The organism is Bacillus sp. MM2020_4 (assembly GCF_011250555.1).
GTDB lineage: Bacteria > Bacillota > Bacilli > Bacillales > Cytobacillaceae > Neobacillus.
Genome location: NZ_JAANMZ010000028.1, coordinates 23754 through 40303, shown reverse-complemented (window position 1 = coordinate 40303; position 16550 = coordinate 23754). Strand labels below are relative to the sequence as shown.

The following is a 16550-nucleotide window of genomic DNA, read 5'->3' as shown; positions in this document are numbered from 1 at the left end:
ATTCAGTGTCAATAACACGCGACAATGGGTCAATTTTCTTTCTTTTCATCAGGAAGGTTAAAGATTGTTTCATTTGGTTCCGAGAAAAAGTACTCTTTTCTAGCCAGCTTCCCAATGTAATCATCATCATTCAATTTAATAATGTCCTCTTTCAGAACTTCTTGCTGCTTCTTTAATTCAGAAAGTTCATGGTCAGACTTCTTCTTTTGGGCAACTTTTTCCTGGAGTTTTGCGGTCTGGGAAATATAGCTGGAAATCATCAGATACGATAGTAAGCTAGCAAAAACAAAAAATAAGGATAATCGCCTTAGTAATAGTTTTCTTTTTCTAGCAGAGGCAATTTCAGCATATTCTTTTTGCTCAACATAGGTTGTCTGGATTTTTGACACATTTTTTTTTCGATCTGCGCCCACTTCCCTTCCCTCCTCACTCTTTTCTACTTTTCCATTTATCTATCCACTTACTACTATAATTCCTTATTTTTTCAAAAATTCCTGCCGTTTTATTATATAACTTCTCGACGGAATTTTTAATACCTTTCGGCATAAATTTCCAAAATAATGACACAATTGTTTTTAATGGCACATAAATGATCTTCAATACCAATAATACAAGCTTAAAAACAAATTTGACAAGGGTTAATAGTCCCCTGCCAAGTGCAAGAATGATCGTAATCACAAGTTGAATAAGACCCACGACAGGTTTATAGATCAAGAGCTGGAAGGTTTTCTTCAAAAACGTCACGATGGAGATAACTGTTTGAATCACGATCTCTAATAAACGTAGATAAAACCCTTTAAACAAGCTCTGGTAGGCCGCAAACCCGCAAACAAGGGCAATAAAGATATAAAATCGCAATTCCCCATTATTCACTAAGAATAACGTATAAAAAACAATCAAAGCCTGAATGATCCAAAATAAGATATCATTAAGGAAAACAATCCAAGCTCGTTGTTTTGGTCGTTTTAAAAACCGCTGGTACGTATCAAACATAGCGCCAAATAACGACCCCATGCCAACCATTGAAAGCATTGTTAAAAATTGCGTCGAAAGGGTCATCGAAATAACTTGCTAAAGAAACCTTTAGCTTTCTCCCCATGCTGCTCATCTAAGTAGACTAAATCAAATATCTTACCTTTAATGGAGACAATCCCTTTTTCAACATCAAGGTTTTTCATTGTTAAGTTTTGTCCCTTTATCGCTAAGAACCCCATTGACGTTTCCAATAAAAATTCTTCATTATCAAAGCTTTCTACTTGCTTGACACCGGTAATATCGAGAAGCTTTCTTCCTCTCATAATGACATCATGATCCGGCACACTACTCTTCGTCGGCTGGTTATCATAATATTGGCTCACTCTACATCCCCCACAATCATTTGTACAACCTTTGGTAAAATGTATGTGCAGGGCAGTAAAAATAGAACAGCTTTAGTCGTTTGAGCCAAGTCTCTCTTCAGTTAAAATCGTATACATCTCCGCCGCTTCATCTTTGCGTGATGTTTCCTGAATCCGATCTATTCTTGCCGTCACCTTGCGATTTCCAAGACGAATGGTTAATTCATCACCGACCTTAACAGTTGTGCTGGCTTTTGCCTCTTTCCCGTTAACCTCAATTCTACCTTGGTCAGAAACTTCTTTTGCCAACGTTCTTCTTTTAATTAATCTTGATACTTTTAAAAACTTATCTAAACGCATATTGCCAATCCTCCTATTTTACAGTATCAGAATGTATATCATGGGGCTTTGAGAAATGCCCAGCTCTAACGCCCGCTGAACAGGGCGTTTGCGCTTTTCTTATAATCCTTTACCCTTTGCCTTGTCCCAATAGTGGTCAAGCTCCTCAAGTGTATGCTCCTCAAACGATCTGCCACTTCTCTTTACGCTTTCCTCCACGTATTGAAACCTACGGATAAACTTTTCGTTTGTTTCAAATAAGGCTTCCTCCGGATGAATCTTTAAAAACCTGGCGACATTGACAAAGGCAAATACCAAATCTCCAAATTCCTTTTTAGCAAGCAGTAGACCTTCCGCCGTACCGTCTAATTCTGCCACAAATTCATCGAGCTCTTCTTTCACTTTCGCCAAGGCAGGGGTAATTTCCTGCCAATCAAAGCCAACCTTTGCCGCTAACTTTTGCAGCTCATACGCCCGTAGTAAATTGGGCTGTACTTTTGAGACACCCGCAAGCATGGATGTAGTTGGTTCCACTCCGCCCTTTTCCTGTTGCTTTATTTCCTGCCAGTTCTGCACTACTTCTTCCGCACTTTCTGCCTTCCCTGTACCAAACACATGCGGATGGCGGCGGATCATTTTCGCTGACAATACCTCAATAATGTCATCAATGGAAAAATAGCCATCATCCTCGCCAATTTGTGCATGGAGCATCACCTGCAGCAGCACATCCCCTAGTTCTTCTATTAAATGGTCAATATCGCCGTCATTAATAGCCTCGATAACCTCATAGGTTTCTTCTATTAAATATTTCTTTAATGATTCATGTGTTTGTTCCTTATCCCACGGACAGCCATTTGGTCCTCGCAAAACAGAAATAATCTCCCTTAACTTAGAGAAATTCTTCAATAGGATTTGTTCTTCCTTAACCGGCGGGATATAAACAGTGGTTAGGTTGTTAATCGAGACATTCCGATCCAACTCATACAATGGTACTTTTTCGATGACCTCTTGATTACTTCCGGCTGCTGTTACAATATAGATCTCGTAATCATCAGGTAACTTTTCCATTAAGGTTAACTTTACGTTGGATGCCACAAATTGATCGTACACCTGGCTAATAAAGATATGCTGCTCGATTTGCAGCTGGCTTGACAGAAGCGACGTCCCGTCCAGTAGTTGGAACCCCTCAATAGGGTCTATTTTTAAGGCAGAGAATAGTGGATCAATAAAACTTTGCCCTCCGCCAATGATTACCTCAACCCCTTCTTTTGGCGCATACTCCAAAAGAAGTTGTACCGTACGCTCGGCCACAAGCGGGTGTCCCGGAACAGCATAAATAATCGCCTCACTTTTTGCCTTTTGCAACAGTGTCTGGGCAATTTCCTCATAAACCGCCTCAAACTGTTCGTGTTTCACGTAAACAGTATCAAAGGAAATATACATCAGCCCTTCCTTTTCTAAATCCGCCACCACCGGATGCTCTTTTGTTCGTAAAAATAAGCCACCGCCTGCATGAAGTAATTTTTTATAAACACCAACTGGCAACTGCTCCAAGTCTCCAGCTCCTAAGCCCACTATTTCAATTCTTTTTTCCATTTGATTATCTCCTATCCTTTCGTGCTAGTAGATGTATTAATTTACTTCCGAACGGGAATAAGGCCAATTCTTCCTCACGAAAGACGTTTCCGCGAATGATCACCAATAAAAAGAGCAGGCCGCCAAGTCCCACAGCACTTATAGCTTGCATAGCAGCACCTAAACGATGCCATACGAAGAGGTTCACCACATAATCTGTCACAACTATAAAACCTTTTAAGAACAGAACCAGCAAAACGGCTGCCATCAGAACAATTCTGATAAAACGCCAATCGAAAAGCGGTCGTATAGTCATTTTTCTAAATTTAAGGAACAACAAGCACGAGACCAAACCTAATGAAAGCAGGGATGAAATAGCAGCACCCATGGTTCCATATAACGGAATAAAGATACTATTTAAACTATATTTTAGTGGAAAAGAGACTACCACAGCAAATGCCGGAAATAGTAGGCTGCCAAGTCCCTGCATGATGGCAATCACTGTTGAGATGATCGAGGTGAAAAGAATGACAAACCCGAGTACTCCCAGTACAGATGACCCCAATTGGTTTTCAAATAGCATGGTATTCGTTTGCTCGATAATGGCCCATAAACCAGCAGATGCACCTAACCCGATCACCGTACTAACTTTAAGCGCCAATTGGACCTTATCATGCAGTTCATCCGACTTTTCCGCCAAGCGTGCCCGGCTAATAAGCGGCACAAGGGTTAACGCCATGGAGGTAGCCGCAACAGTTCCTAACTGAATTAACGGCTGGCCGCGATCAAAGATCCCCTTCATGCTTTTCGCCAGATCCGCTTCCATGCCACCAGCAACAAGTAAAGGATAGAGCGTTAAGGAATCTGCTAATTGAATAAATATCATCAGCATCCCGCTTAAACAAATCATCAGCCCTTGGAAAATCAAAGCCTTTACAATCCCTTTGACCTCCGTCCAGCTATTTTGAGACATTCTCTGTTCCGGTTTGATCTCTTTCCATTCTTTACGAATCAATAAAAACATAAACAAAATAACGGCGGCTACAATACTCCCGGTAATGGAGCCAAACATTGCCCCGCCACCCACTAAATAAAGGGAATAGCCCTTTTGCATAAGAAGACACGATAGGAACAATATTGTCAGCACCCGAATCGATTGTTCACCAACCTGAGAGAGAGCTGTAGGAACCATATTTCCAATCCCTTGATAATATCCCCTTAATATCGAAACAAGCGGAAAGGTTAAAAACACAATTGAAACAACCCTTAAAAGAATAGCTAACTGGGGGTCATTCATCCAGTTGGCTATTCCTTTTGCACCGATATAGAGCACTAAAAAACAAATAATGCCAACTACTTGTAAAAAAACAAAGGCCACCAGTAGAAGTAGTCGCGATTTTGAATCGTTGCCTGTTTCCCTTTGTTCTGCATAAAGTTTGGAGATGACAACAGGAAATCCTGTTGTCGCCAAGACGATTGCCATCCCATAAAACGGGTACACCTGTTGATAAATGTAAAAGCCAATATCGCCGACAATATTTTGAAAAGGAATCCTGTAAAAGGCACTTAAAATTTTAGTCAAGATCGCAGCGATTGTTAAAATAAAAGCCCCTTTAAATAGGGATTTTGATTGATTCATTGTATTCATTGCTTCACCTACTAATTGAACTAAGAAGGTAATTATAGCACATTGTGGTAATTGACAATTAAAAAAACCAGGCAAATACCTGGTTCTCATACCTTACATTCTTATTATAAATCATTAATGACAATATAACTTGCCTTTATAGGGCCATGTACGCCAACGACAAGGTTCAGCTCAATATCAGCCGAGTTACTTGGACCGGTAATAAAATTGATGCAGGAGGCAACGTGTCCGGTCTCTTCGTAAATTTCCCGCATCTTCACTGCTGCCTGAGTCATTCTCGGAACAAGAGTGCTTTTCGGAATCAACATTATCGATGTTGCCGGTAAGAAGCTGACCGTTCTGCCCTTATTTTTATTACTAAAAAGGACCACTGTACCCGATTCAGCAAGGGTTATTTCACTGATTGTGATGCCGACATTCGCCTTTTCTGCATGATGAATGTTCTCTTCACCTAAGGTATAGTCCCACTCAAACATATCGATCTTTTGCGTCGGCCATTTTTGTTTAAATAGGGAATCTAGCCCCCACTCAGAGAACCTGTCATCTTTCCACGTCACAACTGGGCCGCCGCCATAGTCAAGGACCACATCATTTACGACAGCTGACAAATCTTTTAAGTCAGTTGTAAACATCTTTGTATGGATCTTTTTGCAATGTTCCTCAAAGACAGCTAAAAGATCATCCTGTGTTGCATCCTTTAATACTTCATATTGTGGCTGAAACTTCCAGTTCGGCTTTTCTATTGGAGTCGAAATTCGCGGCCGGTTCAGACGGCTGGCAAGTTGATTTAAAAATTGATCTTGGTTTTGGATGGTGCCGTTCATGTTTAGTTGTCTCCTTTCTCGCGATGTTTAAACCAATCTCTGAATCTCTCTTTATTTGGAGCAGGGAATTCCCGTATATCCGTCCAAGCCTTAAGTGGCCCCGGCCCTTTGGAGATTTTATCGCCCGACGTAAATGGCGTCATGGCAGCAGGAGCAATTTTTGAACCAAATTTATACAAAGCAGGTGAAGAAGCGCCAAGCCCAAATGCCTTCATTAATAGTTTTTCAGAAACAGGTGCTTTCCCTTCCTTTTCAACAATGTTTACCCGGTGTTGATGAAGCAAATTATGCAATGGGATTTTCACTGGACAGACTTCCGTACATGCACCACAAAGGGTAGAGGCATATGGAAGCTCTTTATATTCATCATATCCCCCTAGTAATGGTGAAAGAACCGCACCTACCGGCCCTGGATAGATGGAGCCGTAGGAATGACCGCCAATATGACGATAAACAGGGCATACATTAATACAGGCCCCGCAGCGGATACATTGAAGGATGGATTGGAACTCGCTTCCCAGAATTTCTGATCTGCCGTTATCAACAATGACAAGGTGAAATTCCTCCGGGCCGTCCACATCCAATTCTTCACGCGGACCAGTTAAAACGGTAATATAACTGGTTAGCTTCTGTCCAACCGCACTGCGCGTCAACATACTAACAAGGACTTCCATTTCCTCAAAAGTAGGAACAATTCGTTCCATTCCCATAACAGTGATTTGTGTTTTTGGCAATGCCGTGACTAAGTCAGCATTTCCTTCGTTCGTCACTAAGCTAAAGGAACCCGTTTCAGCCACTGCAAAATTACAGCCAGTAATCCCAATATCGGCTTCAAGGAATTTTTCACGCAACGTCACACGTGCTTGGTAGGCAAGCTCCTCGGGTTTTGACGTTTTCGTATAACCAAGTTTTTTCGCAAAGACATCACGAATTTGTTCTTTGTTTTTATGAAGTGCAGGTACCACAATATGTGATGGCGGATCATGCTCATCGAGTTGGAGAATATATTCCCCGAGATCCGTCTCGACTACCTCGCATCCTTCTTCTTCCAGCATCCCATTTAAGCTGATTTCCTCTGTTACCATTGATTTCGCCTTAACGACCTTTTTGGCGTTTTTCCGCTGTACAACACCTCTAATATAATCATTGGCCTCTTCCTTCGTTTGCGCAAAAAAGACATGGCCGCCGCGCGCAGCAATGTTTTCGCTTAACTGCTCCAAATAATAATCGAGGTGCTCAAGCACATGCTGGCGGATTTCCTCGCCATGATTGCGCCAATCCTCCCAATTATCTAATTCATCAGTTGTGACAACTTTTCGTTTAATCCCCATACCATCTTGGGCACCGGCGACAGCACCACGCATAAATTGATCATGAATGCCATGATCAACACGATCTTTAAACTTTTCCGTACTAATCTTCATTGCCATTTGAATTTCCCCCCAGTCTATAAAAAGCAGTGACCCATTAGTGGCTATTTAATACTTCAGCAATATGCATGACTTTTACCTGTTTGCCTACCCTTTCCATTCGGCCGCCAATATTCATTAAGCAGGCACCATCGGCTCCGATCAGGTACTCAGCCCCTGTCTCTTCGACATGACGAACCTTTTCATCGACCATTTGCTCTGATATTTGAGCGTTTTTTACGGAGAAGGTTCCACCAAAGCCACAGCACTGTTCTTTACCTGGTAATTCTGTGAACTTCAATCCTTTCACATTTTTTAATAGAATCATTGGCGGTTCTTTTACCCCTAATAATCGTGTCATGTGACAAGAAGTATGGTAGGTAGCCGTTCCCTCTAAAGTAGCGCCAACATCTTCAATTTTTAAAACCTCCACGATAAATTGCGTCAGTTCGTAAGTCTTTTCCGCTAATTGTTTTGCCTTTGGCTCCCAGACAGGATCTCCTGCAAAAATATGAGGATATTCGTGAAACATAAACGCACATGAGCCGGATGGTGAAACAACGTATTCGGCATGATTAAACGTTTCAATCATTCTCTTCATCGCTTCTTTTGATTCCTTGACATAACCGCTATTATAAGCTGGCTGGCCGCAGCATACTTGAGACTCTGGGAATTCAACCTCACACCCAAGTCTTTCAAGTAGTTCAACTGTCGCCCTTCCTACATTGCTCTGGAACATATCGACGATACATGTTGCAAAAAGAGAAACCTTCATTTTTTTCTCCCTCTCTCACTTTTTTAAAATTTTCAAACATAGCAAACTGGTAAACTGGTCATCCGATGACCTAACAATGTTAATATTCTATATTCTACATCAAAAATCACAAGAGGAGAAAGGGTTTTCATCAAAAAAGATGATTTTCCACCTTGTTAAGGGATAGAAAAAGAGCTCTCAATGTGTGAGAACTCCCTTTCTATCCTATTTCTCATGATTAAACATCGACGTATGCTGGAAATATTCTTTCAGGATCTTATCCACATTTCCAAGATGAATCAGCATCCTATTTCGCGCTTCAGTTTCATCTTGATTCTTAATTGCCTCATATATCGCCAAATGCTCATGATATAACCGCTCTAATGTTGTTTGTTTTGAAAATAACCATACCCTGCGTGTTTCTCGCATGGTCTCCACCATTAAATCGGAAACATGATTCATTAAACTCGCCAGCAACTGATTTTGTGCGGCATCAGCTAGTGCCAGGTGAAACTGTAAATCGGCTTTTTCACCTAGTTCTTCATTCCCTTTTGCCCCATTCATTGCCTCAAGTGCAGCCTCCATCATAGCTAGATGCTGTTCCGTTCTTCGTTTGGCGGCGGCTGCTGCTGTCCCGCTTTCAATAATCTTTCGTACCTCTACTAACTCAGCAATATCTTCCTTATTCATTAAAATGGCTGTTGACAGTGGGAAAGTAATTTGGTCTTTTTCAAATTCCTTCACAAAGGTTCCTTCCCCTTGCTTCATTTCTATTAGTCCCATTGCACGCAATGACGTTAATGCCTCACGAATCGCAGAACGTCCTACCTGAAAGTTTTCAGCGAGTTGTTGAACAGAGTCTATTTTTTCACCCGGTTTTAGCTTTCCTGCCCGAATCATCTCATAGATCGCTTCGGCAACCTCTTCATAAATCTTTTTCGGTTTGATCTTTTTGTATTCCATTCACTGAGCCCCTTTAACAATACGTCAGGTTATCGTAAATCTAATTATACCCTTTTTCAAAAAATTATCGAGAAAATGAATTGGTCATTTAAAAGCTAAACATAAATTACGGAAAAATATAAATTTTCTATTGTAATTTTATTTTAATATCCATATAATTCATCTTATCACCTTGGTAAACATCCAATCATCTGATGACCTAGTCACCAACATTTGTAAGCGATTACTCCATTAAAGGAGAACGAACAATGAATCAGGGGAAGATTCAACAAACAAATCTATTTGGGAGGAAATTTGCGAATGACATTTACTCAAAACTTTACCGCAGTTGGGAACAATCTTGGACTTACCGCAATTGTTGCACTAATACCCATCCTTTACTTTTTTTGGGCATTAGCTATAAAAAGAATGAAGGGGCATATTGCTGGTCTTACAACATTAATCCTTGCTATTATTATTGCCGTTATTGCCTATAAAGTACCGGCTGGAATGGCCGTCATGTCGGCAACACAGGGGGCTGTATATGGAGTTTTACCGATTGGCTGGATCATTATTGCCTCAGTTTTTTTATACAAGCTGACTGTAAAATCAGGGCAATTTGATATCATTCGTCACTCTGTGTTATCTATTACGGAGGACCGTCGATTACAAGCATTATTGGTAGCGTTCTCTTTTGGGGCCTTTTTGGAAGGGGCTGCAGGATTTGGTGCGCCGGTAGCTATTTCAGCCGCATTATTAGTTGGATTAGGATTTAACCCGCTTTATGCTGCCGGTATATGCCTGATTGCCAATACCGCACCGGTTGCTTTTGGCGCCATTGGTGCACCTGTTATTGCAATGGAAGGGCCTTCGGGGATTCCGGCAACTGAAATTTCAAAAATGATCGGCCGTCAGCTGCCATTTTTATCTGTATTTATTCCCTTTTACCTTGTTTTCATTATGGCTGGTTTCAAAAAAACGATGGAAGTTTTGCCTGCCGTTCTGGTATCAGGTATTTCCTTTGCCGTTACACAGTATTTATCATCAAACTTTTTAGGACCAGAGCTTCCCGATATTTTATCATCATTAGTATCTTTAGTCGCCCTGGCTATATTCCTAAATTTCTGGAAGCCGAAAACCATTTTCCGCTTTTCTGCCGAACAAGAACTTGCAGCAACTGCTGCCGTCAAAAATAACACATCAAAAGAAGTACATTACACAGGCGGACAAATATTTAAAGCATGGTCACCCTTTGTTCTGCTAACGGCAACGATCACACTTTGGGGAATTCCTGCCATTAAACTTGCTTTAGGCGGTCACTATCAAGGGGCTAATGCCATCCTAAAAGCCGTTAATTCAGTCGGACATGTCTTAACCTTTATACCTGAGGTTCCATTGGTCCATAACAAAGTATTTAGTAAAGCAGGTGCCGAGCCAATCGCGGCATTTTATAAGGTTGAGCTTTTAGCGGCTGCTGGTACAGCCATTTTAATCGCAGCCATCATCACAAAGTTTATTGTAAAAATGTCTTGGAAAACATGGGTTGTAACGTTTAGCGAAACATTGAACGAAGTGAAATTCCCACTCATGACCATCGCCTCAGTGGTGGGTTTTGCCTATGTCATCAACGTGGCCGGAATGAGTACGACGCTTGGACTAGCCCTAGCTAAAACAGGATCAACCTTTTTCCCATTCTTCTCACCTTTCCTTGGCTGGCTAGGAGTATTTGTAACAGGATCCGATACTTCAGCAAATGTTTTGTTCGCCAACTTACAAAAGGTCACAGCGGAATCAATTGGTATGAATCCAATCCTAGCACTTGCAGCAAACTCTTCAGGTGGTGTTACCGGTAAAATGATTTCGCCGCAATCAATTGCTGTTGCCTGTGCCGCAGTTGGGCTAGTCGGAAAAGAATCAGAGCTCTTTCGTTTTACAATAAAACACAGCATTTTCTTAGTTATTATAGTTGGAGTCATCGTTTGGCTGCAAAACACTGTCCTAACTTTTATGATTCCGTAAAATTTGAATGTCTTACTTAGGCTCAGTCCTTTTCTGGATAGAGCCCTTTTTATTCGGGAAACTTTTCCTATTGCCGATAAAAATGGGCTATAATTTAAGTAGCATAACTAAAATTCGCAAAAAACAATTGGAGGGAAACGTATGTATCCAAATATTTTAAGACATCCCGGACCTACCCCAATCCCTAAGAAAGTGCTGCAAGCAATGAATCAGGATATGATCAGTCATCGCAGCGAGGAATTCGTCCATTTATATCAAGAAACCACAAATCGTGTGAAACCTATTTTCGGTACGAAACAGGATATTCTGCTGTTGCCGTCAGGTGGTACGGCTGCATTGGAAGCCGCAGCGGTCAACACGGTTTCTCGAGGAGAAGAAGTTGTGGTCATCACAGTTGGCGCCTTTGGCGACTATTTTGTCTCTATTTGTGAGAAATATGGTTTCCATGTACATAAGCTTGAAAAGACTTGGGGCGAGGCATGTAGTGAGGAGGATCTTACTGAGTTTCTTAAACCTTTATCAAACATTAAGGCAGTCTTTGCCACCTATAACGAAACATCAACGGGGATTTTAAACCCTATCGATAAATTAGCACATGTCGTCCATACTTGTTCGGATGCACTATTTATTGTTGATGGAGTCAGTTGTATTGGCGGTGCACCTGCTGAAATGGATCAATGGGGGATTGATATTTTAGTAACCGGGTCACAAAAAGCGATGATGCTTCCACCTGGACTTGCCCTGTTGAGCATTAGTGAAAAGGCATGGAAAGTAATCGAGGAAAATCAGACAGCATCTTATTATTTGAATTTACTTAGTTATCGTGATTGGGCCGTGAAGGGTATGACACCTAACACCCCTGCTGTTTCCCTCATTTACGGGCTTTCTGCGGTATGCGATTTAATTGATGCGGAAGGTGGTTTTTCGCAAACGGTTGCAAGACATGAGCTTATGAAAGACATGGTTCGTGCGGCAATGAAGTCCCTTTCTATCGGGTTGTTGACGAGTGACGAGTACGCTTCCCCAACGATTACGGCTATACGTACACCTGAGGGATTGGATCTTTCTTCATTTATTGGCCATTTAAAGCAAAAATATCACCTTGATTTTGCTGGCGGGCTAGGGTCCTTGCAAGGAAAGCTGTTCCGATTTGGCCATATGGGTTACTGTTTTCCTAGCGACATCCTTGAAGCTGTTTCACTCATGGAGGCAGGCCTACAAGACTTCTCCTATTCCTTTGAACCAGGAGCCGGAGTGAGCGCTGCACAGAACGTATTTCTGACAGCCCACCGGAAATAACATAAAAAAGGACAGCCTCGGCTGCCTTTTTTCATGTTAATTATGACTCCATCTGTCTTGCCAGGAAACCTGCAGCTGTTTCAACTGCCTTTTGTTCTACTTCTCCAAGTGTACCTTCTCTAGAAAAAATAATAACGGCACCAATAGGGTCACCATTGGCAATAATCGGTCCAATAGTATAGGAGGATACGGTTTCATCATTACCATCAGCTAGTGCAATATCGCCTTGCTGTGTTTGGATCACCGAGTTCCGCTCTTCCATTGTTTTTTCCACTAAATCACTGATATTCTTATTTAAGTAATCTTTTTTAGAACTACCAGCAAGAGCAATATAAGTATCTCTATCACAGATTAAAACAGGGTTACCGAGGCTATCAAATAGGGCTTCTGCATATTCTTTGGCAAAATCGCTTAATTCGCTGATTGGTGAATACTTCTTTAAAATGACTTCCCCGTCTCGATCCACAAAAATCTCTAACGGGTCCCCTTCACGAATACGCAAGGTTCTGCGTATTTCTTTGGGAATGACGACACGACCCAAATCATCGATTCGACGAACTATTCCAGTTGCTTTCATCCAATGTTGCCTCACTTTCATCTGATGATTTTTCAACTTGGTAATCAGAAAAGCGGAAGCGCCTTGACCAGGGGCGTGAGTCTAGACGAGCAGGCGAGAAGGCTGTTCTTTAGCCTTCTTGACTGATTGGCTTAGACCTCAGAGCCCCTAGGCGCTGCAGCTAGACCGTTATCTTTTTAAGATAATAATCCTCATTTACCAACTTTGAACTTAGTATCTTTCATCTGGAAAGTTCTATACACAATCGAATTATTTTTTATTACTTAACAGGGTTTTCCCGTTCCCGTTTAGCTAGCGGAATACCTTTCACCATCTCTCTGACAATGTGAAGCCATTGTGCAGTATCATATTCTTTTGTTTTGATCACAATTTTTAATTTGGTGCCTTCCATCCCTGGATTTACATTACGGCCAAATTTACTGCCAATATGGAATATTTTTGCGCCATCAATGGTGTTAGTAACCTGATCATTGATAAAAATGGTCACCTCTTGTTTCGCTTGTTTAATTTGGTCGACTCCATTTTCAAGAGCATACACTTTTATTTCAGCAATTTGGAAAAGGTAGTCCACCTCTGCTGGATATTCACCAAAGCGGTCATGCATCTCTTCCTGGAGTTCCTCCATTTCCTCAATGGATTCAAGCCCCCTAAACCGCTTATACATCTCAATCTTTTGATGGCCATCTTTAATGTACGTATCCGGAATATACGCATCAATTTCCAAGTCAATTTCAACTGATTTCTTTACTTCTGCACCGAGTTCTCCCCTTCTGGCTTCAATTGCCTCTTTTAGCATTTGCGAATAAAGATCAAAACCGACTGAGTCAATAAAACCATGCTGTTGGGCACCCAATAAATTTCCAGCGCCGCGAATCGATAAATCACGCATCGCAATTTTAAAGCCGGAACCTAACTCCGTAAACTCTTTAATGGCCTGGAGGCGTTTTTCCGCCACCTCTGTTAACACCTTATCCTTACGATAGGTAAAATACGCATAGGCGACGCGATTGGATCTTCCAACACGGCCGCGGAGCTGATAAAGCTGGGAAAGTCCCATACGGTCGGCATCAAAAACGATCAAGGTATTCACATTCGGTATATCCACACCAGTTTCAATAATGGTCGTGCTGACAAGAACATCAAATTCACCAGCAAGGAAGCTAATCATGACAGATTCCAATTCATTTTCCGTCATCTGCCCATGGGCACAGGTAACCCGTGCATCAGGGACTAGCATCGATATTTCCTCAGCTTTCCGTTCAATATCTTCAACCCTGTTATATAAAAAGTAGACTTGTCCGTCGCGGGCTAGCTCCCGTTCAATCGCTTCCCGCACTAACGAGCCATTATATTCCATGACATAGGTCTGCACCGGGAACCGATTCTCTGGCGGTGTTTCAATAACGGATAAATCTCTGACACCAAGCATCGACATATGGAGTGTCCTTGGGATGGGCGTTGCCGTTAAGGTTAATACATCGACATTCGTCTTTAACTTCTTAATCTTTTCTTTATGGGTAACCCCAAATCGTTGCTCTTCATCAATAATTAACAGTCCTAAATCACGATAGACAATATCCTTTGAGAGCAGACGGTGGGTACCGACCACAATGTCGACCGTCCCCGCTTTTAAACCCTTCATGGTTTCCGTCTGCTGCTTCTTCGAGCGGAAACGGCTTAATAACCCAATATTAATCGGATAATCCTGAAAGCGCTCCCTTAATGTTTCAAAATGCTGTTGTGCCAAAATAGTCGTCGGCACGAGAAAGGCTACTTGCTTCCCATCAGCAATCGCCTTAAAGGCGGCGCGAATCGCAACCTCTGTTTTGCCATAACCGACATCACCGCACAAGAGACGATCCATTGGGCGTGCTCTTTCCATATCCCTTTTGATTTCAACGATAGAACGAAGCTGGTCTTCTGTTTCCTGGTAGGCAAAGGATGTTTCAAATTCCCGCTGCATATCACCGTCCGGTGAAAACCCGTAGCCTACAGCCGCTTCACGTTCTGCATATAATTTAATTAAATCGTCGGCAATATCCTGGACAGAGGATTCAACCTTTTTCTTAACTTTCTTCCAATCACTGCCGCCCAGCTTGTATACTTTGGGCTCTTTCCCTTCCGAACCAACATATTTCTGGACAAGGTCGATTTGTTCCACTGGAACATACAGCTTATCTGTTCCCTGGTAGCGGATGTGCAGGTAATCCTTATGAACCCCGTTAATGACAAGGGTTTCAATTCCAAGATATTTCCCAATCCCGTGATTGACGTGAACTACATAATCGCCAATCTTAAGTTCAGAATAACTCTTAATCCGTTCTGCATTCGATAATTTTTGCCGGCTTTTAGATTTCTTCACCCGTTTATTAAATAATTCTTCTTCCGTGATAATGGCCATTTTCTGGATAGAAAGTTCAAACCCTGATTGCAGGTTTCCTTTCATAATCTGAATTCTGCCAGGTAAAATCTGTTGGCCATCTTTAACGATAGTGGCATCAATTTCATAGTCTTCGAGCACACGCTCTAACTTTTTAACCCGCTCTTCGTCCTGGCCTAAAAAGACAACTGAATAATTCCCCTTTTTCCATCTGTCAACTTCTGCTTTTAATAGATGCATTTGCCCATGGAAATTTTGCATTTGCTTACAGGAAATATTAATGATATTTTGCGGGCTCGTATTGGCTACATGACGTAAGAATAAGGACATATAAAGAATAGGGAATTCCTTTTTCTGCAGCATCGCTTGTAAGTCATGGGAAATATGTAAATCATGGATGATTTGTCCCTCACCAAGTAACCCTGTATACCACTCGGCTTCCTCTTTCACAAGGGAATCATTCATCTCTTGAACCCGGCTGATTTCATCAATAAACACAAGACCATTCCGTGGAAGGTAGTCTAGTAAACTAGCAGGTTGGTCGTATGCGAGTGATAAGTATTTATAGACTTGGTCAGGTTTTTGCCCATGCTTTAACTGTTCAAGATCATGGCTGATATTCTGGTTGAGCTGTATTTTCGCTTTATCGTCTTTTAACTTCTTTAAGCTATGCGCTAATCCAGTTTCAAGCTTTGAAATCATTCGGCTATAATCCTCTGCCTCTAACAGAATTTCTGTTGCGGGCCCAATCAACACTTCCTTGATTTTTCCTTTGGAGCGTTGATCATCAAGAGAGAAATAACGGATTGAGTCGATTTCTGTATCAAATAGCTCTATCCGTAGCGGATCTGCCTCCGTAAGCGGATAAATATCAATGATCCCGCCTCTGACACTGAATTCCCCTGGCGTGGTCACCATTTCAACACGGACATAACCCATTTTAACAAAGGTATGGAGCGATTTATCAATATCGATATCCTGGCCAACTGCTAACTTCAGCTGATAAGAGTTCCATAAGGACTTCGGAGGAATGATTTTCTTTAAGCCGGCAATTGGGACAATTATAATTCCTTGATCTGACCTGCTCCAATGATTTAAGGCCTCTATTCTTTGCGCTTTTAATTCCGGACTCGCAATGCTAAGCTCAGCCGCGATTACCTCATTGGCAGGAAAAAGAAATACTTCCCTCTCACTTAATAGATTGACAATATCATCATAGAGTTTTTGCGCTTGTAATAGATTATGGGTAACAAGCATGATTGGCCGTTTCATCTGCTCGTAAATACAAGCGGTCAGTACCGTTCTTGACGATCCAGATAAACCGGCTGCAAGCTGTTCCTTTAATCCTCCCTCAATCCCGGCAATCATCGAGTGAATATCTTCCTGATGCAGGAATAATGACTTTAAACCGTTCAAGGTTTCTCCCCCCTTCTTATTTCATATTACT

General features: G+C 41.7%; 13 protein-coding genes and 1 pseudogene. 2 read left to right on the top strand and 12 right to left on the bottom strand.

The genetic code is table 11. The annotated features are described in order from the left end of the window. Positions 1-29: 29 nt before the first annotated feature. From G6554_RS16750 to G6554_RS16705, 10 genes and pseudogenes are all read right to left on the bottom strand, one after another. Positions 30-413, bottom strand: a complete 384-nt coding sequence (locus G6554_RS16750) for an FtsB family cell division protein (protein WP_166243886.1) — start codon at positions 411-413, stop codon at positions 30-32. Between the two features lie 13 nt (positions 414-426). After that, a complete protein-coding gene (yabQ, locus tag G6554_RS16745) occupies positions 427-1059 on the bottom strand; it encodes a spore cortex biosynthesis protein YabQ (RefSeq protein WP_166243884.1) in 633 nt (210 codons plus the stop codon). Further along, positions 1056-1358 (bottom strand): sporulation protein YabP, encoded by a 303-nt coding sequence (gene yabP, locus G6554_RS16740; RefSeq protein WP_166243882.1) that lies wholly within the window; start codon positions 1356-1358, stop codon positions 1056-1058. The genes yabQ and yabP overlap by 4 nt, the downstream gene beginning before the upstream one ends. 72 nt (positions 1359-1430) lie before the next feature. After that, on the bottom strand, positions 1431-1697 hold the full coding sequence (locus G6554_RS16735) for an RNA-binding S4 domain-containing protein (protein WP_166243880.1): 267 nt from the start codon (positions 1695-1697) through the stop codon (positions 1431-1433). Positions 1698-1796: 99 nt separating this feature from the next. Next, complete coding sequence (yabN, locus tag G6554_RS16730; RefSeq protein WP_166243878.1) at positions 1797-3272, bottom strand: bifunctional methyltransferase/pyrophosphohydrolase YabN; 1476 nt, start codon at positions 3270-3272, stop codon at positions 1797-1799. Between the two features lie 4 nt (positions 3273-3276). Continuing rightward, positions 3277-4899: a putative polysaccharide biosynthesis protein gene (locus G6554_RS16725; protein WP_347564323.1), complete on the bottom strand. Its 1623-nt coding sequence runs from the start codon at positions 4897-4899 to the stop codon at positions 3277-3279. Between the two features lie 104 nt (positions 4900-5003). Beyond that, positions 5004-5723 carry a LutC/YkgG family protein gene (locus G6554_RS16720; RefSeq protein ID WP_166243876.1) on the bottom strand — a complete coding sequence of 240 codons (720 nt, stop codon included), beginning with the start codon at positions 5721-5723 and terminating at the stop codon, positions 5004-5006. Continuing rightward, a pseudogene (locus tag G6554_RS16715) lies at positions 5716-7153 on the bottom strand (LutB/LldF family L-lactate oxidation iron-sulfur protein); the annotation flags it as partial. The gene G6554_RS16720 and the pseudogene G6554_RS16715, both read right to left, overlap by 8 nt. Positions 7154-7190: 37 nt before the next feature. Beyond that, positions 7191-7907 carry a (Fe-S)-binding protein gene (locus G6554_RS16710; RefSeq protein ID WP_166243872.1) on the bottom strand — a complete coding sequence of 239 codons (717 nt, stop codon included), beginning with the start codon at positions 7905-7907 and terminating at the stop codon, positions 7191-7193. 204 nt (positions 7908-8111) lie between these two features. Continuing rightward, positions 8112-8849 (bottom strand): FadR/GntR family transcriptional regulator, encoded by a 738-nt coding sequence (locus G6554_RS16705; RefSeq protein WP_166243870.1) that lies wholly within the window; start codon positions 8847-8849, stop codon positions 8112-8114. 300 nt (positions 8850-9149) lie between these two features. Between G6554_RS16705 and G6554_RS16700 the strand changes: the two genes are divergently transcribed. Together G6554_RS16700 and G6554_RS16695 are read left to right on the top strand one after the other, a co-directional pair. After that, positions 9150-10847 (top strand): L-lactate permease, encoded by a 1698-nt coding sequence (locus G6554_RS16700; protein ID WP_166243868.1) that lies wholly within the window; start codon positions 9150-9152, stop codon positions 10845-10847. Between the two features lie 141 nt (positions 10848-10988). Then, entirely contained in the window at positions 10989-12146 is a 1158-nt protein-coding gene (locus G6554_RS16695; protein ID WP_166243866.1) for a pyridoxal-phosphate-dependent aminotransferase family protein, read from the top strand. Positions 12147-12186: 40 nt separating this feature from the next. Here the strand turns inward: G6554_RS16695 and spoVT are convergent, their stop codons facing one another. Both spoVT and mfd read right to left on the bottom strand, forming a co-directional pair. Further along, the gene (spoVT, locus tag G6554_RS16690; protein ID WP_166243864.1) at positions 12187-12723 is read right to left on the bottom strand and encodes a stage V sporulation protein T; all 537 of its coding nucleotides are present in this window, start codon (positions 12721-12723) and stop codon (positions 12187-12189) included. Positions 12724-12982: 259 nt separating this feature from the next. Then, a complete protein-coding gene (gene mfd / locus G6554_RS16685) occupies positions 12983-16519 on the bottom strand; it encodes a transcription-repair coupling factor (RefSeq protein ID WP_166243862.1) in 3537 nt (1178 codons plus the stop codon). Positions 16520-16550: the final 31 nt, after the last annotated feature.